At 36.4% G+C, this 26,591-nt stretch carries 30 protein-coding genes; 1 reads left to right on the forward strand and 29 read right to left on the reverse strand.

Annotation, left to right across the window (positions count from 1 at the left end):
• Positions 1-55: 55 nt before the first annotated feature.
• From cheY to flgB, 18 genes are all read right to left on the reverse strand, one after another.
• Positions 56-418 carry a chemotaxis protein CheY gene (gene cheY, locus NST91_RS15645; protein ID WP_341331890.1) on the reverse strand — a complete coding sequence of 121 codons (363 nt, stop codon included), beginning with the start codon at positions 416-418 and terminating at the stop codon, positions 56-58.
• A gap of 18 nt (positions 419-436) precedes the next feature.
• Positions 437-1,651: a flagellar motor switch phosphatase FliY gene (gene fliY / locus NST91_RS15650; RefSeq protein ID WP_341331891.1), complete on the reverse strand. Its 1,215-nt coding sequence runs from the start codon at positions 1,649-1,651 to the stop codon at positions 437-439.
• Positions 1,644-2,645: a flagellar motor switch protein FliM gene (gene fliM / locus NST91_RS15655; protein ID WP_341331892.1), complete on the reverse strand. Its 1,002-nt coding sequence runs from the start codon at positions 2,643-2,645 to the stop codon at positions 1,644-1,646. Before fliM ends, fliY begins: the two co-directional genes overlap by 8 nt.
• 39 nt (positions 2,646-2,684) lie before the next feature.
• Positions 2,685-3,110 (reverse strand): flagellar basal body-associated protein FliL, encoded by a 426-nt coding sequence (gene fliL / locus NST91_RS15660; RefSeq protein ID WP_341331893.1) that lies wholly within the window; start codon positions 3,108-3,110, stop codon positions 2,685-2,687.
• A gap of 22 nt (positions 3,111-3,132) precedes the next feature.
• Entirely contained in the window at positions 3,133-3,327 is a 195-nt protein-coding gene (locus NST91_RS15665) for a flagellar FlbD family protein (protein ID WP_099352425.1), read from the reverse strand.
• A gap of 42 nt (positions 3,328-3,369) precedes the next feature.
• On the reverse strand, positions 3,370-4,149 hold the full coding sequence (flgG, locus tag NST91_RS15670; RefSeq protein ID WP_341331894.1) for a flagellar basal body rod protein FlgG: 780 nt from the start codon (positions 4,147-4,149) through the stop codon (positions 3,370-3,372).
• Positions 4,150-4,230: 81 nt separating this feature from the next.
• On the reverse strand, positions 4,231-4,602 hold the full coding sequence (locus NST91_RS15675; RefSeq protein ID WP_341331895.1) for a TIGR02530 family flagellar biosynthesis protein: 372 nt from the start codon (positions 4,600-4,602) through the stop codon (positions 4,231-4,233).
• Between the two features lie 11 nt (positions 4,603-4,613).
• A complete protein-coding gene (flgD, locus tag NST91_RS15680) occupies positions 4,614-5,081 on the reverse strand; it encodes a flagellar hook assembly protein FlgD (RefSeq protein ID WP_440273218.1) in 468 nt (155 codons plus the stop codon).
• Positions 5,082-5,087: 6 nt separating this feature from the next.
• On the reverse strand, positions 5,088-6,386 hold the full coding sequence (locus NST91_RS15685) for a flagellar hook-length control protein FliK (RefSeq protein ID WP_341333547.1): 1,299 nt from the start codon (positions 6,384-6,386) through the stop codon (positions 5,088-5,090).
• Positions 6,387-6,426: 40 nt separating this feature from the next.
• A complete protein-coding gene (locus tag NST91_RS15690) occupies positions 6,427-6,999 on the reverse strand; it encodes a MotE family protein (protein WP_341331897.1) in 573 nt (190 codons plus the stop codon).
• Between the two features lie 8 nt (positions 7,000-7,007).
• Entirely contained in the window at positions 7,008-7,451 is a 444-nt protein-coding gene (gene fliJ / locus NST91_RS15695; RefSeq protein WP_341331898.1) for a flagellar export protein FliJ, read from the reverse strand.
• A 5-nt stretch (positions 7,452-7,456) separates the two neighbouring features.
• Positions 7,457-8,773, reverse strand: a complete 1,317-nt coding sequence (gene fliI, locus NST91_RS15700; RefSeq protein WP_341331899.1) for a flagellar protein export ATPase FliI — start codon at positions 8,771-8,773, stop codon at positions 7,457-7,459.
• Between the two features lie 3 nt (positions 8,774-8,776).
• Positions 8,777-9,538 carry a flagellar assembly protein FliH gene (gene fliH / locus NST91_RS15705; RefSeq protein ID WP_341331900.1) on the reverse strand — a complete coding sequence of 254 codons (762 nt, stop codon included), beginning with the start codon at positions 9,536-9,538 and terminating at the stop codon, positions 8,777-8,779.
• Positions 9,531-10,550 (reverse strand): flagellar motor switch protein FliG, encoded by a 1,020-nt coding sequence (gene fliG, locus NST91_RS15710; protein ID WP_341331901.1) that lies wholly within the window; start codon positions 10,548-10,550, stop codon positions 9,531-9,533. The genes fliH and fliG overlap by 8 nt, the downstream gene beginning before the upstream one ends.
• Before the next feature lie 11 nt (positions 10,551-10,561).
• A complete protein-coding gene (gene fliF / locus NST91_RS15715) occupies positions 10,562-12,157 on the reverse strand; it encodes a flagellar basal-body MS-ring/collar protein FliF (RefSeq protein ID WP_341331902.1) in 1,596 nt (531 codons plus the stop codon).
• Positions 12,158-12,192: 35 nt separating this feature from the next.
• A complete protein-coding gene (gene fliE / locus NST91_RS15720) occupies positions 12,193-12,492 on the reverse strand; it encodes a flagellar hook-basal body complex protein FliE (RefSeq protein WP_341331903.1) in 300 nt (99 codons plus the stop codon).
• 10 nt (positions 12,493-12,502) lie between these two features.
• Complete coding sequence (gene flgC / locus NST91_RS15725) at positions 12,503-12,946, reverse strand: flagellar basal body rod protein FlgC (protein ID WP_121446706.1); 444 nt, start codon at positions 12,944-12,946, stop codon at positions 12,503-12,505.
• 8 nt (positions 12,947-12,954) lie between these two features.
• Positions 12,955-13,350 carry a flagellar basal body rod protein FlgB gene (gene flgB, locus NST91_RS15730; protein WP_341331904.1) on the reverse strand — a complete coding sequence of 132 codons (396 nt, stop codon included), beginning with the start codon at positions 13,348-13,350 and terminating at the stop codon, positions 12,955-12,957.
• A gap of 445 nt (positions 13,351-13,795) precedes the next feature.
• Here flgB and NST91_RS15735 point away from each other — a divergent pair, with 445 nt between their 5' ends.
• A complete protein-coding gene (locus tag NST91_RS15735; protein WP_341329892.1) occupies positions 13,796-15,364 on the forward strand; it encodes an IS1182 family transposase in 1,569 nt (522 codons plus the stop codon).
• Between the two features lie 109 nt (positions 15,365-15,473).
• Here the strand turns inward: NST91_RS15735 and codY are convergent, their stop codons facing one another.
• The 11 genes from codY to rnhB all read right to left on the reverse strand — a co-directional run bounded on the left by codY (position 15,474) and on the right by rnhB (position 26,572).
• The gene (gene codY / locus NST91_RS15740) at positions 15,474-16,253 is read right to left on the reverse strand and encodes a GTP-sensing pleiotropic transcriptional regulator CodY (protein WP_099352412.1); all 780 of its coding nucleotides are present in this window, start codon (positions 16,251-16,253) and stop codon (positions 15,474-15,476) included.
• Between the two features lie 23 nt (positions 16,254-16,276).
• Complete coding sequence (gene hslU / locus NST91_RS15745) at positions 16,277-17,674, reverse strand: ATP-dependent protease ATPase subunit HslU (RefSeq protein WP_341331905.1); 1,398 nt, start codon at positions 17,672-17,674, stop codon at positions 16,277-16,279.
• A 13-nt stretch (positions 17,675-17,687) separates the two neighbouring features.
• Complete coding sequence (gene hslV / locus NST91_RS15750; protein WP_341331906.1) at positions 17,688-18,230, reverse strand: ATP-dependent protease subunit HslV; 543 nt, start codon at positions 18,228-18,230, stop codon at positions 17,688-17,690.
• A gap of 16 nt (positions 18,231-18,246) precedes the next feature.
• Entirely contained in the window at positions 18,247-19,149 is a 903-nt protein-coding gene (gene xerC, locus NST91_RS15755; protein ID WP_341331907.1) for a tyrosine recombinase XerC, read from the reverse strand.
• Positions 19,150-19,308: 159 nt separating this feature from the next.
• Positions 19,309-21,441 carry a type I DNA topoisomerase gene (topA, locus tag NST91_RS15760; RefSeq protein WP_341331908.1) on the reverse strand — a complete coding sequence of 711 codons (2,133 nt, stop codon included), beginning with the start codon at positions 21,439-21,441 and terminating at the stop codon, positions 19,309-19,311.
• A gap of 148 nt (positions 21,442-21,589) precedes the next feature.
• On the reverse strand, positions 21,590-22,471 hold the full coding sequence (gene dprA, locus NST91_RS15765; protein WP_341331909.1) for a DNA-processing protein DprA: 882 nt from the start codon (positions 22,469-22,471) through the stop codon (positions 21,590-21,592).
• 67 nt (positions 22,472-22,538) lie between these two features.
• Positions 22,539-23,441, reverse strand: a complete 903-nt coding sequence (gene sucD / locus NST91_RS15770) for a succinate--CoA ligase subunit alpha (protein ID WP_099352406.1) — start codon at positions 23,439-23,441, stop codon at positions 22,539-22,541.
• 17 nt (positions 23,442-23,458) lie between these two features.
• Positions 23,459-24,619, reverse strand: a complete 1,161-nt coding sequence (gene sucC / locus NST91_RS15775; protein ID WP_341331910.1) for an ADP-forming succinate--CoA ligase subunit beta — start codon at positions 24,617-24,619, stop codon at positions 23,459-23,461.
• 293 nt (positions 24,620-24,912) lie between these two features.
• Positions 24,913-25,203 (reverse strand): EscU/YscU/HrcU family type III secretion system export apparatus switch protein, encoded by a 291-nt coding sequence (locus tag NST91_RS15780; protein WP_341331911.1) that lies wholly within the window; start codon positions 25,201-25,203, stop codon positions 24,913-24,915.
• Positions 25,200-25,796, reverse strand: coding sequence for a hypothetical protein (locus NST91_RS15785; RefSeq protein ID WP_341331912.1), 597 nt, complete (start codon positions 25,794-25,796; stop codon positions 25,200-25,202). Before NST91_RS15785 ends, NST91_RS15780 begins: the two co-directional genes overlap by 4 nt.
• On the reverse strand, positions 25,796-26,572 hold the full coding sequence (rnhB, locus tag NST91_RS15790) for a ribonuclease HII (protein WP_341331913.1): 777 nt from the start codon (positions 26,570-26,572) through the stop codon (positions 25,796-25,798). Before rnhB ends, NST91_RS15785 begins: the two co-directional genes overlap by 1 nt.
• Positions 26,573-26,591: the final 19 nt, after the last annotated feature.

Raw genomic sequence — 26,591 nt, forward strand, 5'->3', positions numbered from 1 at the left:
AATAAATAGAATTACAAGTCTCGATTTAGGTGCTACATTATTCGGTTAGTTATTGCTAACTTAGCGTTTTGCTGATAGCTTCAATCACACGGTCTGCTTGAAATGGCTTTACAATAAAATCCTTCGCACCCGCTTGAATGGCATCAATAACCATGGCTTGTTGACCCATAGCCGAACACATAATAACTTTTGCATTTGGATTTATTTTTTTAATTTCTTTAAGTGCTGTAATTCCATCCATTTCTGGCATAGTTATATCCATTGTTACTAGGTCTGGTTGGGTTTCTTTATACTTTTCAACAGCTTGTGCCCCATCAGCTGCTTCTGCTACGACTTCGTATCCATTTTTAGTTAGGATGTCCTTAATCATCATTCTCATAAATGCTGCATCATCTACAATAAGAATTCTGTTTGCCATTAGAATAGCCCCCTACTATTAATTCAATTTTTTTATTCGATCACTTTGGCTAATAATATCGGTGATCCTAACACCAAAGTTTTCTTCAATAACAACAACCTCACCTTGAGCGATAAGTTTTCCATTTACTAAAACATCTACCGGCTCTCCTGCGAGCTTATCCAACTCAATTATAGAACCAGCAGACAATTCAAGAATTTCTTTTATAGACCGTTTGGTCCTACCTAATTCGACCGTAACTTGAAGTGGAATATCGAGTAACATGTTTAGGTTTCTAGATTCAGATTCTTGTAAATGGATCGATTCAAATTCAGAGAAAACCGCAGGTTGGATTTCAGGTTGTTTCGCCTGGAATCCTCCTAGATGTTGCGGGCCACTGTTTGAAATAGGCTGGTTATATTCAGATTGTTGAACCTGCTGAGTCGGTTGATATGATGTATTTTGTACCGCACGGTGATTAGTAATATTTTGATTCTGCATTAACATCTCTTCGTCAACATGGGAAGACGATTGTTCAATTGTTGGGGCTACCAACTCTGCCTGTGGGGAGAGAAGTTCACCAACAAGGTCTTTTCCAAATTGAACTGGCACAAGCTGCATGATTGTGGAATCAATTAGTTCACCAATTTTTAATCGAAATGATATTTTCACTAAGATATCATCAAGTCGAAGATTTTCTACACCATTGCTATTACTCATGTCAAGCATATCAATACTAGGTGGAGAAATATCAATTTTCTTACTAAATACAGTTGACATTGAAGTCGCAGCAGAACCCATCATTTGATTCATCGCCTCTTGAACAGCACTTAATTGAAGTTCTCCTAGGTTTGTTGGTGCTGCAAGTCCGCTTCCACCAAGCATCAAATCAGCAATAATTGATGCATCACTTTGTTTAATGACTAATAGATTTGTTCCTGTAAAACCAGCTGTATAGTTTACATAGACCGTTACACATGGGTGTGGAAACTCATCCGCGAGTTGAGAACTTTGAATAAGCGTTACATTTGGAGTAGTAATTTCAACCTTTTGATTGAGTAGTGTAGAAAGAGCCGTTGCCGAACTCCCGAAAGATATGTTCCCAATTTCCCCGAGTGCGTCCTGTTCAATTAAAGATAAAAAATCCTCGATAAGGGGTTTATTTTTGTCTGCTACCGGTTCATTGTCTAAGTCAGCTGTACCTTTAAGTAATGCATCAATTTCATCTTGAGATAGCATATTACCATTATTCATCTTCACTGCCCCCCTCTTTTATTTCCATTAGGATTTGAATGGCTTGTTTCTTATTTACCTTACCAACCTGCGCATGAAATTTCGGGATACCTTCAATTTTTACATCAATTGGGTGTTCAATCATATTGTCAAGCTGGATTGTATCGCCAACGTCTAATAATAAAAACTCCTGGATCGCAATATTGGCTGTACCTAATTCTGCTATAATTGGTAGTTTAGTGTCTTTCAGATTGCTTTTTATTGTGGCCAGTTCCTCTGTATTCCGTTCTTTTCTAGGAGCCGTTTGCATCCAGTAATGCGCTGATAGTTTAGGAATAATTGGCTCAAGAATCACATGGGGAATACAAATATTTATCATCCCACTAGTCTCACCAATTTGAGTATTAAGTGAGATAACAACAACCGTTTCATTTGGAGAAACCATTTGAAGGAACTGTGGATTTACTTCAAAATCAGTTAAAAATGGGTCAACTTCTACTAAATTAGCCCATGCTTCCCTAGCTTGTTCAAATGCTTTTTCGAACATATTGCTCATAATTTTTGTTTCTATTTCAGTTAGACTGTCGATCTTATTTAGTCCTGTTCCTTTACCTCCAAGTACTCGATCGAGCATGGCATATGCAATATTAGGGTTTACTTCTAGTAATACTCGCCCTTCGAGTGGAGGCATTTCAAACACATTTAATATGGTCATTTTTGGAATCGAACGTATGAATTCTTCATATGGTACCTGATCTGCTGTTCCTACTGTGATTTGTACATACGTTCGAAGTTGAGCTGAAAAATAGGTTGTTAATAATCGTGCAAAATTTTCATGTATTCGGGTGATACTTCGAATCTGATCCTTTGAGAATCGAAGTGCCCTCTTAAAATCATATACTCTAACTCGGCGCTCACTTTCTTCTTTCTTTAGTTCTTCCGGATTCATTTCACCAGTTGACAGGGCTGAAAGTAAAGCATCTATTTCACTTTGAGATAATATTTCACCAGGCAAGGTTCCACCTCCGCTCATTAGGTCATTTAATTAAATTGGTTACTGCGGAAGAAAGGATGTCGCATAGACTTTAACGACAGTACCATCTTGCATTAATTCATTTATTCGGTCCTTTAATCTATTTTCAAGATTCACGATTCCTTCTTCACCCTTAAATTCTTCAGAAGTCATATTGGAAAGTTCCTTAATAATGATGTTGCTTACTTGGAACTCTCGTTTCTCCAATTCTTCTTTGCCTTTTTTTCCATCTGTTTGAATATTAAAGGATATACGGATATAATCATCACTTAATAGTTTTGTTGTGATTTCTGGAATTTCTACAGTCGCTTTAAGTACCTGATCAATCGATGGTTCCTTTTCACCTTCACCCGCTGCAACCTTCGTTAGAATGACAAATGCAGTGGTACCGACTAATGTTATCGTACTTAATATGATGACCATTACTACAAGAAGTTTATTTTTCATAGCACCCTATCCTCCCCAAGCATTAACGAAGGCCAAGTACATTTATTTTTTGATAAAATTCATGAACCTTCACATGTACATCTTCTTCTGTTTCTTTGACAACAAACTTTTTACCATTTGTTAAGGTAATGGTTGTATCAGGAAAGGATTCAACCTGTTCAATATATAATGCATTTAATGTAAACTTTTTATCATTTAATTTCGTTAAAGTAATCACTTTTCATCGGGGTTTTAGTGTTGTCTAAAACCCCTTACCCCCTTAACGTTTTAGGTTTACAAGCTCTTGAAGGATTTCATCGGATGTGGTGATGATACGAGTGTTCGCTTGGAATCCACGTTGTGCAACAATCATTTCTGTAAATTCTTCAGAAAGGTCAACATTTGACATCTCAAGAGCACCAGCCATTAATTTTCCACTTCCCCCATTTCCAGCTGTTACTGCTGTAGGTGTTCCCGAGTTTAGTGTTTCAATAAACAGGTTATCCCCAAACTTTTCGAGACCATCAGGATTCGCAAAAATGCTAATTTCTAATGTTCCTGCTGTTTGTAAACTACCGGTATTGTCTACGTAACTTACTACACCAGCTGAATCAATACTAAAACTTTGGGCATCCGAAGGTATTGTAATATCTGGCACAACATTTAGTCCGCTGCCATTTACTAATTTACCAGTTTCGTCTAAATAGAAATTACCTGCTCTAGTATAGAAGTCATTTGTACCATCAGATACAGTAAAATAACCAGATCCGGAAATAGCTAAATCAAGTGGTCGGTTAGTAGATTGGATACTTCCTTGTGTAGAAATAGTATCAATTGTAGATAATGTAGAACCTAAACCAACCTGCTTTGGATTCACACCACCTCTTACACCGTCATTTGCTTTTGCACCTTGAATCGTTTGACTCATCATATCGGAAAAAACTGCTCTTCCCTTCTTGAATCCGTAAGTATTGACGTTAGCGATGTTATTACCAATTACATCTAGTTTAGTTTGAAAGTTTTTCATACCGCTGATTCCTGAATACATTGAACGTAACATTTTATTTTCCCCTTTCAATTAAGGTGGCGTCTATCGGTCGGCACACCCCGGCTTCCTGTTAAGGTCCAGCCTGATAAATGATTAATCTAAAATAATGGTTCCATTAATATTGGTAAATATCTGAGAATTTGCTTCATCACGATTCATTGCAGTGATAACTGTATTATTTGGGACATTTACAATTAATGCTGCATTTTTAGTCACGACCAAAGAATCTTGAATTCCCTTTGTTTTTGCTTCTAAGATTTTTGTTTGGATTTCTTTCCATTTAGAATCTTGAATGTTAATGTTTCTTTCATCCAATCTTTTTTGTGCGTGTTTACTTATTACTAGTTCTGACTCTTTTGCGAGAGTATCTTTAAAAGAAATGGAAGGCTGCTTTCTATGCTGCACTTTATTCCGTGTTGTTAATGACAAGGGATGATTTTGTATTTGCAGAATACGATGATCCATCTTAACACCTCCTATTCTTCCTCGTTAGAAGGTTCCTTCACTTTTAAAATTTCATCACTATAAATCTTAGTTCCGTCCTTTAACTCTAGCTCAATATACCCTGATTTTTGTGATACAGATGTTACAATTCCTTGCCCTTTATTGATGATTTCATTTCCATTCTCATCCTCAGTTTTAAAACTGTATTCAACTTCTTTCCCAATCATAGAGCTATATTTTAAAAGCTGTTCACCCTTCTGGCTAGTCACGAATTTCTCTAAAGTACTATTCATATTTGTCATTTGTTCAAGCGAGGTAAAGGTCGCCATTTGAGCAATAAAATCCTTATCTTCCATTGGATTCATTGGATCTTGGTTTTGAAGCTGTGTCATTAATATCTTTAAGAAATCATCTTTTCCTAAAATATCATTACCCGTTTTTCTTTCTTGCTTTAAATTTGAAAGGTAAAGACTCGAATCTATTTTTGTAGTCACATTCATCACCACCTAAATTTTAATATTGACAAGCTCATCCAATAGAGCAGTTGTAAAGGAAGAAACATCCTCATTTTGTTCTTGATTATTTTGTTCCTTCTGTTGTCTTCCTGATTGCTGACCATGTTGTTCATTTTCTCTTTGCAGATTTCTTTCAGTTTGATACTGAAGCTGTGTTGAAACTTCAATTTTTTCGACTGAAATGTTTTGTGCTAAGAAAGAGTGTTTTAGGTTTGTTAACTGTGACTCTACTAATTCCTTTGCTTGACTCGTTGAAGCCAAAATTTTTGCAATCATACCTGCTTCACTTTGAAGAATTTCAATTCGTAGTGAACCAAGATGTTCAGGATATAAGTTAATTAATAATTTTTGTTGCCCGCCACTATTCAAAAAGTTGCTTCTTGCTAGGATATTCTGAAACTGCTTTATGAATTGTTGCTGATTCGGTAACGGTTTACTCGTTTGTTCAACGTTTATTGTAAATTGCTCAGCCCTAGAAATATGATTGGAGCTCAAATCAGCTACAGAAATGGCTTCTCTTGAATTTCCTATAACTTGGTGTGTACTTGCTTGTTGTATAGACTTACCAGACGTATCAGCCTGTGTCGTTTCAATCCCTTTTGGTGCCGAAAAATATCTCGAATGTACAGTTTGCAGGTAGTGAAGACGGGACTGAGATTCTGTCCTTGGCTTCTCGACTAAAGAAGTCTTGTTTTCTAGCGACTGCATCAACTCTTGGATAAGCTTAATTGCCTTTAAATCGGTTAAGTCCTTCGAAACTTGAGGACTTGTAGTCAATTCCTCGTTAGAAGCTATCTTCATTTGCTTTAGAAGGTTTATTAGTACAGCCTGATCAATTACTGGATTTTCTTCAACTAAACGTGTAGCCACTAACAGCAATGCAGATTGTTCAGCTTCTCCATACGCTTGTCCAACTCCCAGCTCGATTTCACCATTTTGAATTCCAGTGATAAATACTTTTATTTGGTCTACCAAATCAGGTGGAAGTGTCAGAAATACATCTTCTAAACCAGATAAATCGAATTCTTCTTTTACAAAAGACTGGAATTCAGATAATGCTTGATTGGTTGTAGCCATATATGTGGAATCCTCTTCTTTTCCTGCATTAAAATTAGGAGTAAGCTTTAATTTAGGATCTCCGAAAAGTTTTGGGTCGTTCTCTAAAATTGCATCTAATTTCTCCCGAAAGGACAATTCAAAAGTATTATTACCTTGGATTAAGCCATTGCCCAGACTTGAATCAACAGCCTTTCTGAATACTCCAGATGATGGTTCCAAATTTACTACCATATTCACATTACTTCACCTCCCTTCAAGTTTAGTAGGATCATTATTGTGTAATCAATTGAGTAAATTTCGCTGCGTCCTCAGGCGCCATTTTTTCAAAGATAGCGGCTAGTTTTTCTGTATCAATACTTGAAAGAATCTCCCTTGCCTCTTCTTCTTGTAAATTCGGAATTATTTTTGCCGCATTTTTGGGAGACATCAGCTCATACATTTTAGTTAATTCATTTAATGATTTGCTTTTAGCTAAACGTTCTTTCTGGAGTTTTACAAGTTCATCTGAAAGGTTATTAATTTCATTTTCTAATGCTTCAATTTCATCGCTCTTTTTTACCAATTCGTTTTCCAATTGCGTAATTTTCGTTTCCTTTTCCTGTATCTCAGACTCTAAATCAGCAATTTCTATTTCATCCTCTTCCGGATTCTGCTCCTTTTTTTCATCACTAAAAAGAGAACTAACTGCTGGTATTTTAGCAACGACATCTTTCATTACTCCAAGTGGCTTAAAACTAGCAACAGATAGAAGTACAAATACTACTAATAAAGTAAAGATAGACGGTATAAGAATGACAAACAGGAACCATTGAAATCTACTGTATTCTTTTTCGTTTGTCTCCATTTGATCACCTATCTTCCTTTTGACATATATTGTTGGATTGAAATTTCATCCATCATTTGACTTTCTTGTATTTTTAATAGTCCCTCATAAATAGCAAAATCTTTTTCATGCATGATTTCGTATTTCTTAACCTCGATATTTTTTTCGGTTAGCAATGATTGTAGCTGTTGCATTTTGTTTCTTGCTTTTATAACAAGATTTTGGTAATACATAATTGTTCTTTCTAAGCTAGTAATAAAAGACTGTTGTTGTCTAATACTTTGAATGGATAAGCCGCTTTGTAGCTGCTGTCTTTGATTTTCTTCAAGTATTTCCTTCTTTTTTAAAGAATCGTATAAAGCTTCTGCAGCCTCTTCGAATTCTTTGACAGATGTTTTATAATCTGAAAGAACTTGATTCTTCTCATTTTCTTTTAGCGACATCACTTTTTGAAATTTGAACGTATAACTCATTTGTTTTATTCACCTTTTTCGGCCAATTGTGCTAATAAGTGTACACTTTCTTCAAACGTGAATTTTTCATCGGTTTGTTGTTTTAAGAAAGAAATAATCTTAGGATAATATCTGATTGCTTCATCAACCTCAATTGAAGAACCCCTTTTATAAGCCCCTATATTGATTAAGTCTTCTGAATTAAGGTAAGTGGCCAATATCCCTCTAATTTTTTCTGCATAAGCTTTATGTTCGCTTGATGTAATTTGGTTCATTACACGGCTAATCGATTTTAATACATTAATTGCAGGATACTGTCCTTTGTTAGCTAGACTTCGATCAAGAACAAAATGCCCATCAAGTATACCTCGAACTGTGTCGGCAATCGGTTCATTCATATCATCACCGTCTACCAGTACTGTGTAAAAAGCAGTTATTGAGCCTAAATGATTGGTACCAGTTCTCTCCAATAGTCTGGGAAGTGTGGTAAACACACTCGGTGTATATCCTTTCGTTGTTGGTGGTTCCCCAATCGCTAAGCCAATTTCCCTGCTTGCCATTGCAACGCGGGTAACAGAGTCCATCATTAACATGACATCTAAACCTTTATCTCTGAAATACTCTGCAATCGCAGTAGCAGTCATCGCTGCCTTGATTCTAAGAAGTGCCGGCTGATCTGAAGTCGCCACCACAAGAATCGATCTTTTAAGGCCCGCTTCACCCAAATCCTTTTCTATAAACTCTCTTACCTCTCGTCCACGCTCTCCAACAAGTGCAATTACATTAATGTCAGCAGTTGTATTTCGAGCAACCATTCCTAATAATGTACTTTTACCAACACCACTTCCTGCAAAAATTCCAACACGTTGTCCTTTACCAACCGTTAAGAGGGTATCAATCATTTTGACACCAACCTCAATTGGCTCTTCTATTGGAGGGCGAGATAGTGGGTTAGGAGGATCCTGTTCAGTAGGAGCCGACGACAATCCTCTAGGAAGTCCGCTTTCATCAAGGGGATGTCCTAATGGGTCTAATACCTTTCCAAGTAAACCTTCCCCGACTTTTATATCAAGTGGCTTGCCAGTAGCTTCCACGATGCTGCCTGGTGAAATATCCTTTACATTTGAGAAAGGCATTAAGATTACATGCTCTTCACGGAAACCGACTACTTCGGCTTGAATACATCTTTTATGTGTTAATCCCACATAAATAAGACATAAATCGCCTATCGAACATTCCGGTCCACGAGATTCAATCATCAAGCCAACAACTCTTGTCACCTTACCGTACCGCTTATATGAATCAATTGTATGGATTTGATCTAGCAGCTCGATTGCCTTCACGACCTATTCCTCCAATAGCAAAGAAAGCAGTTTTTCTTTTATCTCTGTAAGTTGAGTATCTACACTTGCATTAATCTTTCCGAAGGATGATTCAATCACACAATCTGTTTCTTTGAAATCTTCATTCGGATAGATAAAAAGATCAGTTTCTCGATTAAGGATGGCAATTAACTCCTCTTTTCGCTCCATCACATATTGAAAATAATGTGGGCTGACTTGAATCATAATATTAGAATGTTCCTTTACTTCTTTAGTCGCCTTTCTAACGAGAAAAACAAAATCCTCTGGTTTCTCAGAAAGATGAGAGCCAATGATTTTTTCTGCTACTGTTAAGCCAAGCTTAACAATGACTTCTTCAGAAGAATCAAGATATCGATCATAATCTTGCTTTGATAGATCAATAATTTTACGAGCCTCAGCAAGTAAATCTCTATATTCTTGATAGCCCTGTTCTCTACCTTCAACCAATCCAGCTTGAAAGCCATCTTCTGATGTTTTATTAATTAACAGTTGTTTTTCTTCTTCCCACTCACGTTTTTCCACTAATATTTGTTGCCTAAGTGAGTTTGAATAGGAAATCGCATCTTTCACAATTTTATCCGCTTGTTCTCTAGCCTCTTCTACTATTTTTTGAGAGACTAAAAGTGAATTTGGCTGTGGTTCGACATTATTCGTTTCTTTTGTTTGTAGAACTTTAAGTCCGATGACTCTCTTAGGAGAATCGTTTGTCGTCTGCAAGGAACCTGACTTAATAACGTTAGACAATAATATCATCTCCTCCGCCACGAGCGATGACAATTTCCCCTGCTTCTTCTAGTCTACGGATGACTGTTACAATACGAGTTTGAGCTTCTTCAACATCACGCAATCGAACCGGTCCCATATATTCCATTTCTTCTTTAAATGTGTCGACCATTCGCTTCGACATGTTTTTAAAGACAATTCCCTTGACTTCCTCGCTTGCAACACGAAGGGAAAGCATAAGATCTTCATTCTCCACATCTCGAATTACACGTTGGATTGCACGATTATCGAGTGTCACAATATCCTCAAATACAAACATCCTCTTCTTAATTTCTTCAGCAAGTTCTGGATCTTGTATTTCGAGTGCATCTAATATTGTTCTTTCAGTTGAGCGATCGACACCATTTAATACCTCGACAACTGCCTCAATACCACCTGTTTGTGTATAATCATGTGTCACCGTAGCAGAGAGTTTACGCTCTAATATTTGTTCAACTTCATTTATTATCTCGGGTGAAGTTCGATCCATAATGGCGATTCTTCTAGCTATATCTGCTTGAACCTCTTGTGGCAACTCAGATAATATTTGTGCAGCCTGCCTTGAATCCAAGTACGATAAAATCAAAGCAATTGTCTGTGGATGCTCATTTTGAATAAAATTCAAAATTTGGCCTGGATCTGCTTTCCTTGCAAAATCAAACGGTTTAACCTGCAATGAAGATGTTAGTCGATTAATGATAATTCCTGCTTGCTCTTCACCAAGAGCTTTTTCGAGTACCGTTTTTGCATATCCAATTCCGCCCTGGCTGATATAATCCTGAGCCATTGCAATCTGATGGAACTCTTCCATAATTTGTTCCTTTGTATTTGCTTCCACCTTACGAACCCCTGATATTTCTAAAGTTAGTTTCTCAATCTCTTCCTCTGAAAGATGCTTATACACTGAAGCCGAAACATCCGGGCCAAGTGAAATGAGGAGAATGGCCGCTTTTTGTTTTCCGGTGAGTCCGTTTTGCATATCTCGTTTTGCCATTTCTCCACCTCCTACTCGTCTGCTAACCATGAACGTAATAATTTTGCAAAGTCTTCAGGCTTATCTTTCGCAAGCTTCTCCAATTGCTTTCTTCTAACCGTTGTTTCCGATTCTTTTTCTTCATTAAGATCTGGAATTTGATTAAAGAATACAGGTTCTGGTTGAGGGATTATCTCTTCAATCTCTGTTTCTTTCTTTTTACGTAAAAAGAAAACTAATAGAATGATTAGGCCAAGTACTAAAATACCACCTACAATATACACCCATAAAGGAATTGCTTTAATGATTGGTGATTCAGGAACAGTATTCGTTTTTCCACTAAATTCTTGAACTGAAACGACAATTTTATCCTGTATCTCTTCTTGTGATAACTCAGTATTTTCATCTTGATTAATACTAGTCCTTACGATAGTGCTCAATATTCTCTCGATATCGTCGACACTTTCCTGTGGCATTGATGTAGGATTTTTCGGGTCTGGAGCTTCAACCATTACCTGGATTCCTAAATCTCTAATTTTATATGGTGCTTCAACAATATTTTTTGTAATTCGATTCACATCTTTATTCACACGTTCTTCGATTCGTTCATAGTCCCCATTACCAGCTTGTCCATCAGTGTTATAGGATGGGACATCTGATTCTCCGGTACCAACAACTCCACCAGCCTGGGCTCCTTCACCTGTATAGGTTTCAGTAATACGTTCGACACTAATTTCGATTCCATCCATATTTTCAGGGTCAACGGGTGTGACTAAATTTTCTTGACGGTTTTCTTGAGTGAAATCAATATCCGTAGTTACAGATACAAAAACCTTCTCTGGTCCCATCATCGTCCCTAGCATTTGCTGAACCTGTCTTTGAATATCTCTTTCAATCTCACGTTTCAAATCAAGCTGTGAGGCTACATTTCCTATAACTGATACATTTCCTTCATTTTCTAAGTCAAAATACTCAAAGTTTTGATTCGTTATGACGATATTATCAGTAGGTAAGTTAGGAATACTTTTGGAAACCAAGTGATATAAAGATTTAATCTGCTGCCCGTCTAATTTATATCCGGGTTTCGTGTTAAGTACGATTGATGCGGAGGCCTCTGCTTGGCTATCTTTTACAAAAATTCCTTCGTTCGGCATACTGATCATAACGTTCGCATCGTTTATCCCATCGATGCTCTTGATCATATTTGCTAATTCTGTTTGTGTGGATTCAAGTTTTAACATATTAAATTCATTATCGGTCATCCCAAATCCAGCATTTTGGCCAAAGAATGAATAATCAATGTTACCACTATCTGGTATTCCTTCTGCCGCAAGTTCGACCATTAAGGGTTCTACCAGTTCCTCTGGCACCTTAATGGTCGATCCATTATCCGCTATTTCAGATTGAATTCCTCTTGAATCTAACGTCGCTTTTATTTGTCCTGTTTCCTGTGGAGATAGATTGCTATACATAGGAACTAGGTTTGTTTTTGTTGTAAAAAACACAGTAAGCGAAATAATAAAAATGAAAAGCAATGGCAAACCAATAATTGTAGCTTTTTGAAAGCCAGATTGTTTATTCCAAAACTCGCCTATTTTTGTCTTATATAATAGTAGTTTCTCTTTCATGACATACCCCTAAGTAGAATATTTAAAATCCCGGACTAAACCTGCATCCTCATGATTTCTTGGTATGCTTCCACAACTTTATTTCGAATTTGAAGTGTCGTTTGCAATGACACACTTGCTTTTTCAGAAGCAATCATTACTTGGTGTAAATCTACATTTTCACCCTTAACAAGCTTTTCGGTCATTTTATCTGAAGTCTGTTGAGTTTCATTTACATTATTTAAGGCATCTTTTAAAAAGCTGCTAAATTCCTTTTGAACTGCACTTGCAGTCTTTGGCTGTGTAACAGGTTTCGACAAAACCTGTGATGTAGTAATATTTACCTTATCTATCATGCTTTATCACCTATTTCCCTATTTCTAGAGCTTTCATTAACATTCCTTTTGACGCATTAAAAACTGTTACATTCGCTTCGTAGGATCTAGTGGCACTCATCAGGTCGACCATTTCCTTTAGAGGGTCTACATTCGGAAGAGCCACATACCCGTCTGCATTAGCTTCAGGATGATCTGGGTTATATACAAGCTGAAATGGGGTTTGATCTTCAACAATACCTGTAACCTTAACACCATTTCCTGTTTTTGATTGATTCATCGCTTTTGATAAGTGGGAAGAAAAGCTATTGCCTAGAGGCTGCTGAACAACCATTTTCCTTCTATACGGCTGCCACTGTCCATCTACAAGTTTCCCTCTTGTTGTATCCACATTTGCCATATTAGAAGAAATAACGTCCATTCTAAGTCGTCCGGCAGTTAGGGCTGAGCTGCTTGTATTGAGGCTTTGAAATATTGACACCTTTAGTTTCCTCCTTTTACGACTGTTTTTAATGTATTGAATTTCCCGCTTATTCTTTGTGTGATGGCATTATAGTAAATTTGATTTTCTGCTAAAAGTGCCATTTCCTTATCGATATCGACATTGTTACCGTTATGGTTATATGCAGTATCGTTCTTCGCAATGAGCGGATTGTTCGAACGTTTACTGCTTGTAAATTCGATATGTTTTTCATTTGTTCGATTAGCTCTCATTTGGCTTTCCGTCTCATTAGCAAGAAGATTTTTAAAGCTCACATCTTGTGCTTTATAATTTGGTGTATCCACATTTGCTATATTATTTGAAATGACCTTCTGTCTTAAAGCTGAATAATCCAAAGCTTTTTCAAGTGAATGTATTGTATTAGAAAAAAGTTTCATATAAACCCCTCACAAAAAAGTACTATCATTCGAATAAATATAACGAATCGTATTAACTCCTTTTTCATTGTAATGAAATTAATTCTATCTGTCTATGAAGCTTGTGATAAAAAGTGATAATTTTCGACAATTTAGGACTTTCTACTCATAGTTTCCGTTTATCATTATAGATTTTCACAGGAGTAGTTTCACGTGTTTTTTACAAAAATCGTCAAGTACATATTTCCACTTCAAAAACTCGACAAATTATGTTACGAACACTTTTATAATAATTATGAAACAAAAAAAGGGGCTGGGACAAAACCCTCCTCTGAACTGAAAAAGCCTGTGAATTTTTACTATGAGTAAAATTTCACAGGCTTTGATTATTTTTAAATAAAAAATAAGGACATTCTTTGTTAAAATTAAGTTACCACACAAAATCCAAACAGAAAGAAGTGTCCTTATGTTTAAAGATTATAACATGAATCAATTAATTTTGCCTTTAGATTTAGAAGTAAAATTACAAAATAATGATATTGCCTTCCATGTCCATCATTTAGTTGAAAGTATCCCGCAAGAAGCATTCGAACCATTTCTTCGAAATGAGGGTTGTCCTGCTTATCATCCACGCATGATGCTTAAAATTATCTTGTGTGCCTACTCGCAATCTGTCTTCTCTGGACGCAAAATCGAAGCCCTATTAAAAGATAGTATCCGTATGATGTGGTTAGCTCAAGGGTATGAACCAAGCTACCGCACAATCAACCGATTCCGTGTTCAATCAGAAGTGAAAGATTTAATTCGCAAATGTTTCGTCCAATTCCGTTGCCAATTAGTTGAAGAAAAACTTATTGATCAAGAAGCTATTTTTATTGATGGTACAAAGATTGAAGCGAATGCGAATAAATTTACGTTCGTTTGGAAGAAATCCATTGAGAAATATAGTGAAAGCTTAATTGAAAAGTCAAACCAGCTATACAACGAGCTACTTAAGAACGAAATCATACCTGAAATTGAACGCGAAAACACCGAACAGTTATCGTTGGAAGAGCTCACTCAATTGGTTCAAAAAGTAGACGAAGTCGTAACCGAGTATGATAAACAAATTGAAGTTACATCAGATGTTTCAGAACGAAAAGCTTTAAGAAGCGAACGCAAATATCCGAAACAAGTACGTAAGCAATTGATTGATTTTGTCTTACGTAAACAGAAATACCAAGAAGACTTAGAAATCTTTGGCACACGTAATAGCTATTCTAAAACGGATCCTGATGCGACATTTATGCGAATGAAAGAAGATTATATGAGAAATGGACAGTTGAAAGCTGGTTACAATGTACAAATCGCAACGGAAGGTCAATACACTCTTGCTTATAGTTTGTTTTCTAATCCAACAGATACACGTACGTTAATTCCATTTCTAGATGAAATCGAGCAGCATTATTTCGAGTTACCGAAACACATTGTCGCAGATGCAGGTTATGGTAGTGAACAAAACTATAATGATATCCTTTCCAATAGAAAACGAGAAGCGCTTATCACTTATAACCTGTATTTGAAGGAACAAAACAAAAAGTTTAAACAAAACATATTTAACCCTGACAATTGGCAGTATGATGAAGAAACAGATACATATACATGCCCTAATCATAAACGTCTTGAGTTTCAATATCATTCTATTCGCACTGACCGTACAGGCTTTGAACGGAAGTTCAAAATCTATGAGTGCGAAGACTGTTCGGGATGCCCATTCCGCTTATCATGTACAAAAGCCAAAGAAGGTAACAATCGAAAACTAATGGTGAATGAAAAGTGGGAACAGCAAAAAGAATACGTAAGAGCGAAGCTTTCAGAAGAGAAAACGAGTGCCCTCTATCGAAAACGCAAAATCGATGTGGAACCAGTTTTTGGATTCTTGAAAGCTAATTTGCGTTTCTCCCGATTTTCTGTTCGAGGAAAATCGAAGGTGGAGAACGAAATGGGTCTAGCTTTAATGGCAGTGAATTTAAGAAAATTCACTGCCAACAACTAAGGTAATAGGAGAATTTACACGAAAAATAGAAAAAGGTGAGTTTGAGCGTGCTCAAACTCACCTTTTTCATTATTCGAAGCTAGTTAATGTCCCAGCCTCTTTTTATTAATTAATGTGATTTTAGTTTTTCTAATTCAAGTAAGAATTTATCGTTTAGTACTTTAATGTAAGTACCTTTCATTCCTAGTGAACGAGATTCAATTACACCAGCACTTTCAAGCTTTCTTAATGCATTAACGATAACTGATCTTGTAATTCCTACGCGGTCAGCAATTTTACTTGCAACTAATAATCCTTCGTTGCCATTTAACTCTTCAAAGATATGTTCAATAGCTTCAAATTCACTATAAGATAATGAACTGATTGCCATCTGAACAACAGCTTTGCTTCTAGCTTCTTCTTCAATTTCTTCAGCTTTTTCACGCAGAATTTCCATACCAACAACTGTTGCACCATATTCAGCTAAGATAAGGTCATCATCTTCAAATCTTTCATCTAGTCTTGAAAGAATGAGTGTTCCTAATCGTTCTCCACCACCGATTATCGGAACAATCGTTGTTAGTCCATTCTTAAACAATTCCTTGTTCTCGATTGGAAAAGCAGTATAATCACTTTCAATATCGAGATTAGATGATGTTTCCTGAATGTTGAATAAGCTTTGTGTGTACTCTTCAGGGAAATGACGATCCTCAATCATTTTCTTAATTCTTTCATTTTCAATCGTTTGCTTGATGGCAAAACCAAGAAGTTTCCCACGACGACTTAATAAGAAAGTATTCGCACCGATTACATCGGTTAATGTTTCTGACATTTCCTTAAAGTTAACTGGTTTACCTGCTGCATTTTGCAGCATTGCATTAATTTTTCTAGTTCTTTCTAATAATGGCATTTTTCTTGTTCCTCCTGATAAACTTACAAAATAAACTGACTTAAATCTTTGTTTTTTACAATTGTACTTAATTTCTCATCGACATATTGTGGAGTAATTGTGATTTTTTCCATCGTAATGTCCGGCGCTTCAAATGATAAATCCTCTAATAGTCTTTCCATAATTGTATGTAGACGACGAGCACCAATATTATCTGTATCCTGGTTCACTTGAAAGGCAACTTCAGCTATCTTACGAATAGCATCGTCAGAAAATTCCAGTTGTATACCTTCTGTTTCTAATAATGCTGAATATTGTTTCAATAATGCATTATCTGGCTCAACTAAGATACGGTAGAAATCATCTACTGTCAACTTAGTTAGCTCTACACGAATCGGAAAACGACCTTGTAATTCAGGGATTAAATCTGAAGGCTTTGACATGTGAAAAGCCCCAGCTGCAATAAAGAGCATATGATCTGTTTTAACAGAACCATATTTGGTGACAACTGTCGAACCTTCTACAATTGGTAAAATATCACGTTGGACTCCTTCCCTTGAAACATCTGCAGAAGAAGAATTATGACTTTTACCTGCAACCTTGTCAATCTCATCGATAAAAATAATACCCGACTGTTCTGCTCGGTTTACAGCTTCCTGTGCTACCTCATCCATATCAATTAGTTTAGCGGCTTCTTCATTTGTTAAGACTTTACGAGCTTCTTTAACTGTTAATTTACGCTTTTTACGCTTTTTCGGCATGAGGTTACTTAATGCATCCTGCATATTCATTCCCATATTTTCCATACCAGAGCCTTGTAGTAGGTCGAACATAGATGCCTGTTGCTCCTCTACTTCGACAGTTACATAATAATCCTCGAGTTCACCAAGTGCAAGCTTATGCGCCATTCGCTTTCTTCTTTCACTCAAGCTTTCATCTTCATTCGTTTTCTCTACTTCGGGTTCAGTGTTATTGCCTCCAAAAAGCATCTCAAGTGGATTTTTATAAGATGTTTGCTTTTTAGAACTTGGGACAAGTAGTTCAACTATTCGTTTATTTGCATTTTCCTCAGCACGTTCGGATACTTGAACCATTTTATCCTCTTTTACAAGGCGAACTGACGTTTCAACTAAGTCCCGAACCATCGATTCAACATCACGTCCGACATATCCAACTTCAGTAAATTTCGTTGCTTCTACTTTAATAAAAGGTGCACCAACTAGTTTTGCTAATCGCCTAGCTATTTCAGTTTTACCTACTCCGGTTGGCCCGATCATCAATATATTCTTGGGTACAATTTCATCTCTTAGCTTTTCGTTAAGCAAGTTGCGACGATATCGATTTCTTAATGCTACTGACACAGCTCTTTTTGCTTCATTTTGGCCAATGATGTATTGATCTAATTTTTCTACAATCTGTCTTGGGGTTAGATTCGTCTTCAAAGGTATCCCCTCCTTATAGTTCTTCAACTATAATATTTTCATTTGTATACACACAAATTTCACTTGCAATTTCTAATGAAGCTTTTGCAATTTCCCTTGCAGTTAAATGATCACCTGAATATTTTTTTAATGCACGTCCTGCAGAGAGCGCGTAATTCCCACCAGAGCCAATTGCCAAAATTCCATCATCTGGCTCAATTACTTCGCCTGTTCCAGAAATAAGTAGCAAATCCTTCTCATCCATCACAATAAGCATTGCCTCTAATTTACGAAGAATTTTATCACTTCTCCATTCTTTTGCAAGTTCAACTGCTGCCCTTTGCAAATTTCCATTAAACTCTTCTAGGCGTCCTTCAAACATTTCAAATAGGGTAAACGCATCAGCGACCGACCCCGCAAAACCAGCAATAACCCTTCCTTGAAATAGTTTTCGTACCTTTCTTGCTGTATGTTTCATAACAACGGCATTTCCAAAGGTAACTTGACCATCACCAGCCATTGCTGATTTTCCTTTATGTTTTACAGCGAATATTGTTGTTGCATGAAAATTAGACATTTCTCAAACAACCTCCTTATGCACGTGGATGTGAGGACTTATAGATATTTCGCAAATGATCCTTTGTAACATGTGTATACACCTGTGTTGATGACAAACTTTCATGGCCCAGCAGTTCTTGTACAGACCTCATATCAGCGCCCTCGTTTAAAAGATGTGTAGCAAAAGTATGTCTTAATACGTGTGGACTAATATGAATAGTAGAAGACGTCTTCTTAATCATATTATTTAAGATTACCCTGACTCCTCTTGTTGTTAGTGGTCCACCCCGGAAATTAAGAAATAAATGGTTTGTATGTACTGAAGCTTTTTCAAGTAAATCCTTGCGACCTTTGGATATATAGTTTGTTAGTGCTTGTTCAGCATAGCTTCCAAAAGGGACATATCGCTGTTTGTTTCCCTTTCCGTGAACAAACGCGGTTCCTGTTGAAAAGTCCAAGTCCTGGAGAGTGAGCTTACAACATTCACTTACACGGATTCCAGTCGCATATAATAACTCAAGTAAAGCTTGATCCCGTTGCCCTAAGCAAGTTGAAACATCTGAAACTCTAAATAGCTTTTCCAATTCTTCTTCATATAAAAAATGGGGAAGTCTTTGTTCCCTTTTTGGTAATGACACCAGTATAAAGGGATTTTGAGAAATAAGCTTCTCCCTTAAAAGGAAATTAAAAAAACTGCGCAATGTTGATATTTTTTTTGCAACAGTACGTCTTGCATATTGTTTCTTATAAAGCTCAGTTAGATACAAACGCACATCGGAATATGTTACGTCAGTAAGATTTAAGATTGTTTCTCGGTTCATAAATAAGAAAAAGTCTTCAATTGACTGTTCATAATGCACAATAGTATATTCTGAATAATTTTTCTCAATTTGTAAATATTCTTTGAATAACTGTAACGATTTGTTCACATCTTCCAATTTATCCACCTCACAAGGGCTACTAAATATTATCACAATTTAGTAGCCCTTGCAAATAAAAACTCTGATTTTTTTACAAAATTCTGAATTGCGTAAGAAATCCGCTTTTTCCGATAGAAAATGGAAAGTGGTGAGCTGTACGCTGCTCACCACCACATGTTACTTCTGAGTTTCTTCTTTATAATCACACTGTGCACATTGTACCTGAATTCCTTTTTTGAGTTTTTTCTCAACTAATAGGTTTTCACACTTTGGACATTTCCGAGCTAGTGGTTTATCCCAAGATAGAAAATCACATTCTGGGTATTGATCGCAACCATAAAAAATTCTTTTCTTCTTGCTTTTTCTCTCAACAATATTTCCTTTTTCACATTTCGGACAAGGAACCCCGATTTCTTTTACAATCGGTTTTGTATTGCGACAATCTGGAAAATTGGAACAGGCCATGAATTTGCCGTAGCGACCCATTTTGTAAACCATAGGATGACCACAGTTTTCACAATCTACACCCGCAGGTTCATCCTTAATTTCTACTTCCTTCATTTCTGATTCTGCAATTTCTAATCTCTTTTCAAAGTCCTGATAAAATTCATCAATAATTTTGATCCACTCAGTTTTACCTTCTTCAATTTCATCAAGGTCATGCTCCATTTTTGCAGTAAATTCTACATCTAAAATTCTCGGGAAGAATTCAAGCATTAACTCATCTACGATTTCCCCTAATTCGGTAGGAACAAAACGTTTATTATCTAAGGAAACATAGCCTCTTTTCTGGATAGTATCCAAAGTTGGTGCATAAGTTGAAGGTCTTCCTATTCCAAGTTCCTCCATCGTTTTAACAAGTCGAGCTTCCGTATATCTTGGAGGTGGCTGAGTAAAGTGTTGCTTCGGATCAATATCTGTAGCAAATACTCGGTCACCCTCTTTTAAATCAGGTAGCATCTTCTCTTTTTCTTCAACATTGTCATCATTACCCTCAACATAAACCTTCATAAATCCAGGGAATTTAACTTTTGATCCAGTGGCTCTGAACACAACGTCTCCATAATTTAGGTCAACACTCATTGTATCCAAGATTGCAGAAGCCATTTGACTAGCAACAAATCGCTCCCAAATCAATTTATATAATCTAAGTTGATCTCTGCTTAAATATTGTTTCACACTATTTGGTTCTCTGAAGACTGAAGTCGGGCGAATCCCTTCGTGAGCATCCTGTGTATTCGCACCTTTTTTCTCTTTCCTTTTTGTATCTGTTAAAAATTGTTTTCCAAATGTCTGTTCAATATATTGGGAACTTTCCTGAACGGCTGTCTCTGAAATTCGAGTTGAATCTGTACGCATATATGTGATTAAACCAACTGTTCCTTCCTTACCTAGGTCAATTCCTTCATATAATTGTTGAGCAAGCATCATTGTTTTCTTCGCACGGAAATTTAATTTACGCGCAGCTTCCTGTTGTAGGGAAGATGTAATAAATGGTGGTGCCGGATTTCTTTTACGTTCTTTTTTTGTAACAGATGTAATGGTAAATGATTTCGCTTTTTTAGAAATCACCGCTGTTAACTCATCACCGCTCCCAGAGAATTCAGCTTCAATTTGAGAAAGGATATCTTCTACCTCGGTTTTATTTGTTAACTCTATTTTATTTCCATTTACACCGTAAAATTGCCCTTCAAATTGTACTTTTTCATTTTCTTTTAAAAAGTTCGCTTTAATTGACCAATATTCTTCCGGTTCAAAATTTTGAATCTCTTTTTCTCTATCAATAATTAATCTAACTGCAACTGATTGAACTCGTCCCGCACTTAAACCTTTTTTTACTTTCTTCCAAAGCAACGGGCTAATATTATAGCCTACTAATCTGTCAAGAACACGTCTTGCTTGTTGTGCATCTACTAGTGCCTGATTAATTGGACGTGGATGTTTAAAGGATTCTTTAATGGCATCCTTTGTAATTTCGTTAAATACAACTCGACAATCAGAAGTAATATCAAGATCTAACGAGTGTGCCAAATGCCAAGCGATTGCTTCTCCTTCGCGGTCGGGGTCGGCTGCTAGAAAGACTTTCTTTGCTTTCTTTGCTGCAGTTTTTAATTCCTTTAACACTGGTCCTTTTCCACGAATAGTAATATATTTTACTTCAAAATCATTTTTTGCATCTACACCCATTTGACTTCTTGGTAGATCTCGTACATGGCCCATTGAAGCCTTTACTTTATATTTCTTACCCAAATATCTCTCAATTGTTTTTGCCTTTGCTGGTGATTCAACTATGACTAAATAGTCCGACATGTATCGCTTCCTCCTTAGAGGTTAAATTAATTTTCCATTTATAATAAATATTGCCTAATTTAATAATAAATCCTCCATATTATTAAATATTCATGTACCGTTTGTCAAACTGTTAAATTTATTTTTATACATTTTAACTAGTTATTCTTTATTCAAAAGTATGAAATTCTGATAAAATATCCTCGCTTGTAAGGACTAATTTTGCTCCGGATTGGATTAACTTATTCGTTCCTACACATGAAGGTTCTAATATCGAACCTGGTATCGCAAAGACCTCTCTGCCTTGGTTTAGAGCTTGATCAGCAGTAATTAATGAACCGCTTTTTTCTTTTGCTTCAACGACAAGAGTTCCTTGAGTTAAACCGCTAATAATTCGATTTCGCATCGGAAACTGCCATTTTTCAGGCTTTGTGGATGGGGGATATTCAGAAATAAGTATATGATTCTGAGTGATGGTAGTTGCTAACTCTTTATTCTCGTGAGGATAAATATGATGAAGACCGCCAGCGATGACTGCAATTGTTTTTCCATTATTTCGGATTGCTAATTGGTGTCCCATTGTATCAATACCACGCGCTAAACCACTAACCAATACCCAATTTTGCTTAATCAAAGGTTCTAAAACTTTTTTCATACTCTGTAAACTAGTTGATGATGGTGTACGTGAACCAACAACACTTAATAATTTCTTACTATTTAGCAAGGATTTGTCTCCAAGCGTATAAATGACCCATGGTGGATCATAAATTTGTTTCAATAGTCTAGGATACTCTTGATCAAATATGGTAATTATCCCCACATTATTATCGCTATATTGTTTTAGCATACTTTGGATTGATAAAGAATGCAAATCTTTTAGAAAAATAGTTAGTTGATTTTTAGACAATGAAAGGATTTTTTCATAAAGGGAAGGGGGGTATTTATAAATTTGGGAGAGGGATGAATCATGCTGTAGTATTTTATAAATCGATTTCCAACCTATTCCTCGACAGTGGTGAAGATGTATTAAGTTTTCTCGAAATTTGTCCATAAATTCTCCTTTTTTTCATCAGAAAAAGACAGTTCTCTAGACAAGAACTGCCTCTTTCGTGTATATATTAGTGAGTTTTACACTTTTCGTATAAACCTTTTTCCTTAAGAACAGAAATTAATGTCTCGCCCATAACTGATGGTGTTTCAGCGACCTTAATTCCACATTCATTCATTGTTTTGATCTTTTCAGCAGCAGTACCTTTACCACCAGAAATAATCGCACCAGCATGGCCCATACGCTTTCCTGGAGGCGCAGTTTGTCCACCGATAAATCCAACAACTGGTTTAGTCATGTTTGCTTTAACCCATTCAGCAGCTTCTTCTTCAGCTGTTCCACCGATTTCACCAATCATGATAACCGCATATGTTTCTTCATCTTCGTTAAATGCTTTTAATACATCGATGAAGTTCGTTCCGTTTACTGGGTCTCCACCAATACCAACTGCAGTTGTTTGACCAATTCCAGCTTGTGTTAATTGGTGTACAGCCTCATAAGTTAATGTACCAGAACGTGATACAACACCTACATGTCCCTTTTTATGGATATATCCAGGCATGATTCCGATTTTACATTCATCAGCAGTGATAACACCAGGACAGTTAGGACCTACTAAACGAGTCTTCTTACCTTCCATATAGCGTTTCACTTTCACCATGTCTAATACTGGTATATGCTCAGTAATACAGATTGCTAAATCTAATTCAGCATCAACTGCTTCGATAATTGCGTCTGCTGCAAATGGAGCAGGTACATAAATTACTGAAGCTGTTGCACCTGTTTGTTCTACTGCTTCTTTTACAGTATTAAATACAGGAACTCCTTCTACTTCAGTTCCACCCTTACCAGGTGAAGTACCACCAACAATTTTAGTACCATATTCAAGCATTTGTTTTGTATGGAATAATGCAGTTGCACCTGTTATCCCTTGAACAATTACTTTTGTATCTTTATTAACAAAAACACCCATGTTTGTCCCCTGCCTTTCTATCCTACTAGTGATACGATTTTTTGTGCACCATCTGCCATTGATTCAGCAGCTGTAATGTTCAGACCAGATTCTTGTAAGATCTTTTTACCTAAATCTACGTTTGTTCCTTCAAGACGTACTACTAGAGGAATTTCCAAGCCTACTTCTTTCGTTGCAGTTACAACACCTTCTGCGATTACATCACACTTCATAATTCCACCAAAGATATTTACGAAAATACCTTTAACGTTTTCATCAGATAGAATGATTTTGAATGCTTCAGTAACTTTCTCTGCAGTTGCACCGCCTCCAACATCAAGGAAGTTCGCAGGATCGCCACCGTAGTGCTTAATAATGTCCATCGTAGACATAGCAAGACCTGCACCGTTAACCATACATCCGATGTTTCCATCTAGTGAAATATAGCTTAAATCATATTTAGATGCTTCAATTTCTTTTGCATCTTCTTCATCTAAATCACGGTATTCAAGCACGTCCTTTTGACGGTATAATGCGTTAGAATCAAAGTTTAATTTTGCATCAAGCGCCATAACTTTACCATCGCCTGTTACAACTAATGGGTTAATTTCAGCAATTGAGCAATCTTTTTCAACGAATGCAGTGTATAAAGCAGTCATGAATTTAACAGCTTGATTCACTAATTCTTTTGGAATGTTAATGTTGAAAGCAATACGACGAGCTTGGAATGGCAATAATCCAACTACTGGATCGATTACTTCTTTGAAAATCTTTTCAGGTGTTTTTTCAGCAACCTCTTCGATTTCTGTTCCACCTTCTTCAGATGCCATTAAAACCACACGAGAAGTAGCACGATCAAGTACTAGTCCAACATAGTACTCTTTTTTAATATCGCAGCCTTCTTCAATTAGAAGACGCTTTACTTCTTTACCTTCTGGTCCTGTTTGGTGTGTTACAAGCGTTTTACCTAGGATTTCATTAGCATATGTACGAACCTCATCTAGGTTTTTCGCTACTTTAACTCCACCCGCTTTACCACGACCCCCTGCGTGAATTTGTGCTTTAACAACACAAACTTGGGAACCAAGTTCTTTTGCAGCTTCAACAGCCTCATCAACCGTGAAAGCAACCTTACCATTTGGAACAGCTACCCCATATTTTCTGAGGATCTCTTTTCCTTGATACTCATGGATATTCATTTCCCATCCTCCATTCTTATGTATAAAAGCAAAGAATTTTTTTGTCAGTCCAAATGTTATTATACATTTTCTTTTTTAATCTTTCTATGACAATTATAATTTTTCCGAAAAATCTTATTTGCATAGAAATTTACATCATACTGAGATAGGATTTTTTCCTCATTCTTTATGATGTTAACTCGACAAAATTAGACTGCGCTTTCATTTTATAACTGAATTAACTACTTGTCTACCATTTCGCATGAATTTGTTCTTTTTTCTACAAATAATGACTAATTTACTATACCACAAAACTATTTTTTTGATTCTTCAAGATATTTATCTATTTCGTAAACAAAAGCAAAAATTTCTGCAACGACTTGATATAAATCATCAGGAATCCCCTCATTTATTCTAAGTTCCCCTAACAACTCTACTAAAGCTGTATCCTCTTGTATTGGAACTTCATGTTCTTTTGCCTGTTCAATTATATTTTCGGCTACAAGCCCGCTACCTTTTGCAATTACCTTAGGCTCAGAGTCTATTTTTTCGTTATATGACAAAGCAACAGCCATTTTCGCTTTGTTCTTTTGTCCTTTTTTCATATTTTTAGATCTACTCTTTCATGAACTTGAGTTGAGTCGATTTGACCAATCACGTTGTCCCTCTCTAATGTGTTACTTATCTTTATTGATGAAAGCTGGTACCCTAAAGGAACTAAATTCGTTTGGAGGGTAGATTTCAATTCACTGACCAAAGACTCGACTTTATCTGATTGATTAATAATCACTATTGATATAATACGATTTTGAACCTTTACATCAATGACTACTTCATTTAAATATTTGAGTTCTATTGAAAAGAGTAAACGACAAAAATCAGAATCAATTTCCCCATTTTTCTTCCTTCCATTCATCCAAAGAGAAACGTTCTTATTATCTTGAGTTTGAAAGGTAAATTGGTATTGAAGAAATTGACTAGGGTCATTCGACGTTAGGTCAACTGTGTCCATTTGATATAAGGAATTTTGCTGGAATGCATTTTTAGAGATTTCACTCGTCTTTACAGATAATAACCTCGATAGGTTGGTGGAAGAAATTTGTGTTTTTTCTTCTCCCTGACTTGCATTTGAAAGAGAGTGAAGCTTTTGTACAGCTCCACTCTTAAATATTGCTTGTATTAAATGAACTGGGATCATCATTTTACCTCTATTATCTGTCGAATTGGAGCATATGAACGTCGGTGTTCGCTTGTAACGCCGTATTTTTTAAGCGCATCAAGATGATATGCTGTACCATATCCCATATGCTTTTCGAACCCGTATTGAGGATACTCATGACCTAGGCGGACCATTAAACGGTCTCTAGTCACTTTTGCAATAATTGAGCTCGCTGCTATCGAAACACTTTTTGAATCTCCTTTAATGATCGACGTTTGAGGGATAGCGATTGGTATTTCCATTGCGTCAACTAATAGATGATCAGGTTTTTCAGAAAGAGCCATAAGTGCTTTTTTCATTGCTTGCTTTGTTGCTTGATAAATATTTACTTCATCAATAACTTCTGCAGGTATAATCCCGATACCGATAGAAATCGCGCATTCTGTTATTTGTTGGAATAATTCTTCTCGTTTTTGTTCAGATAGTTTTTTTGAATCATTTAGGCCCGGTAAAAAAGCATCTTGAGGTAAAATGACAGCAGCTGCAACTACTGGGCCTGCCAATGGACCACGACCGACTTCATCGACTCCCGCTATAAAACGATACCCCATATTATAAAGGCCTTGTTCATATTGGGTCATTTCTTTAAATTGTTGCTCTAAGGCCTTTTCTTCAGCTTTTTTCTTTCTCCATCGTTGCAGAAGAACTTGAACCCCTTTGCGAGAATCATTTTCACAGTCCTTTAAAAACTGATCCTGTTCATTATGTATCATGGATAGTTGATTTTCGATATCTTTGATTGTCAATTGTGACATGTTTTCACCTTCAATTTCT

Source organism: Ferdinandcohnia sp. FSL W7-1320, from assembly GCF_038050315.1.
Taxonomy (GTDB): Bacteria; Bacillota; Bacilli; order Bacillales; family Bacillaceae_L; genus Ferdinandcohnia; species Ferdinandcohnia aciditolerans.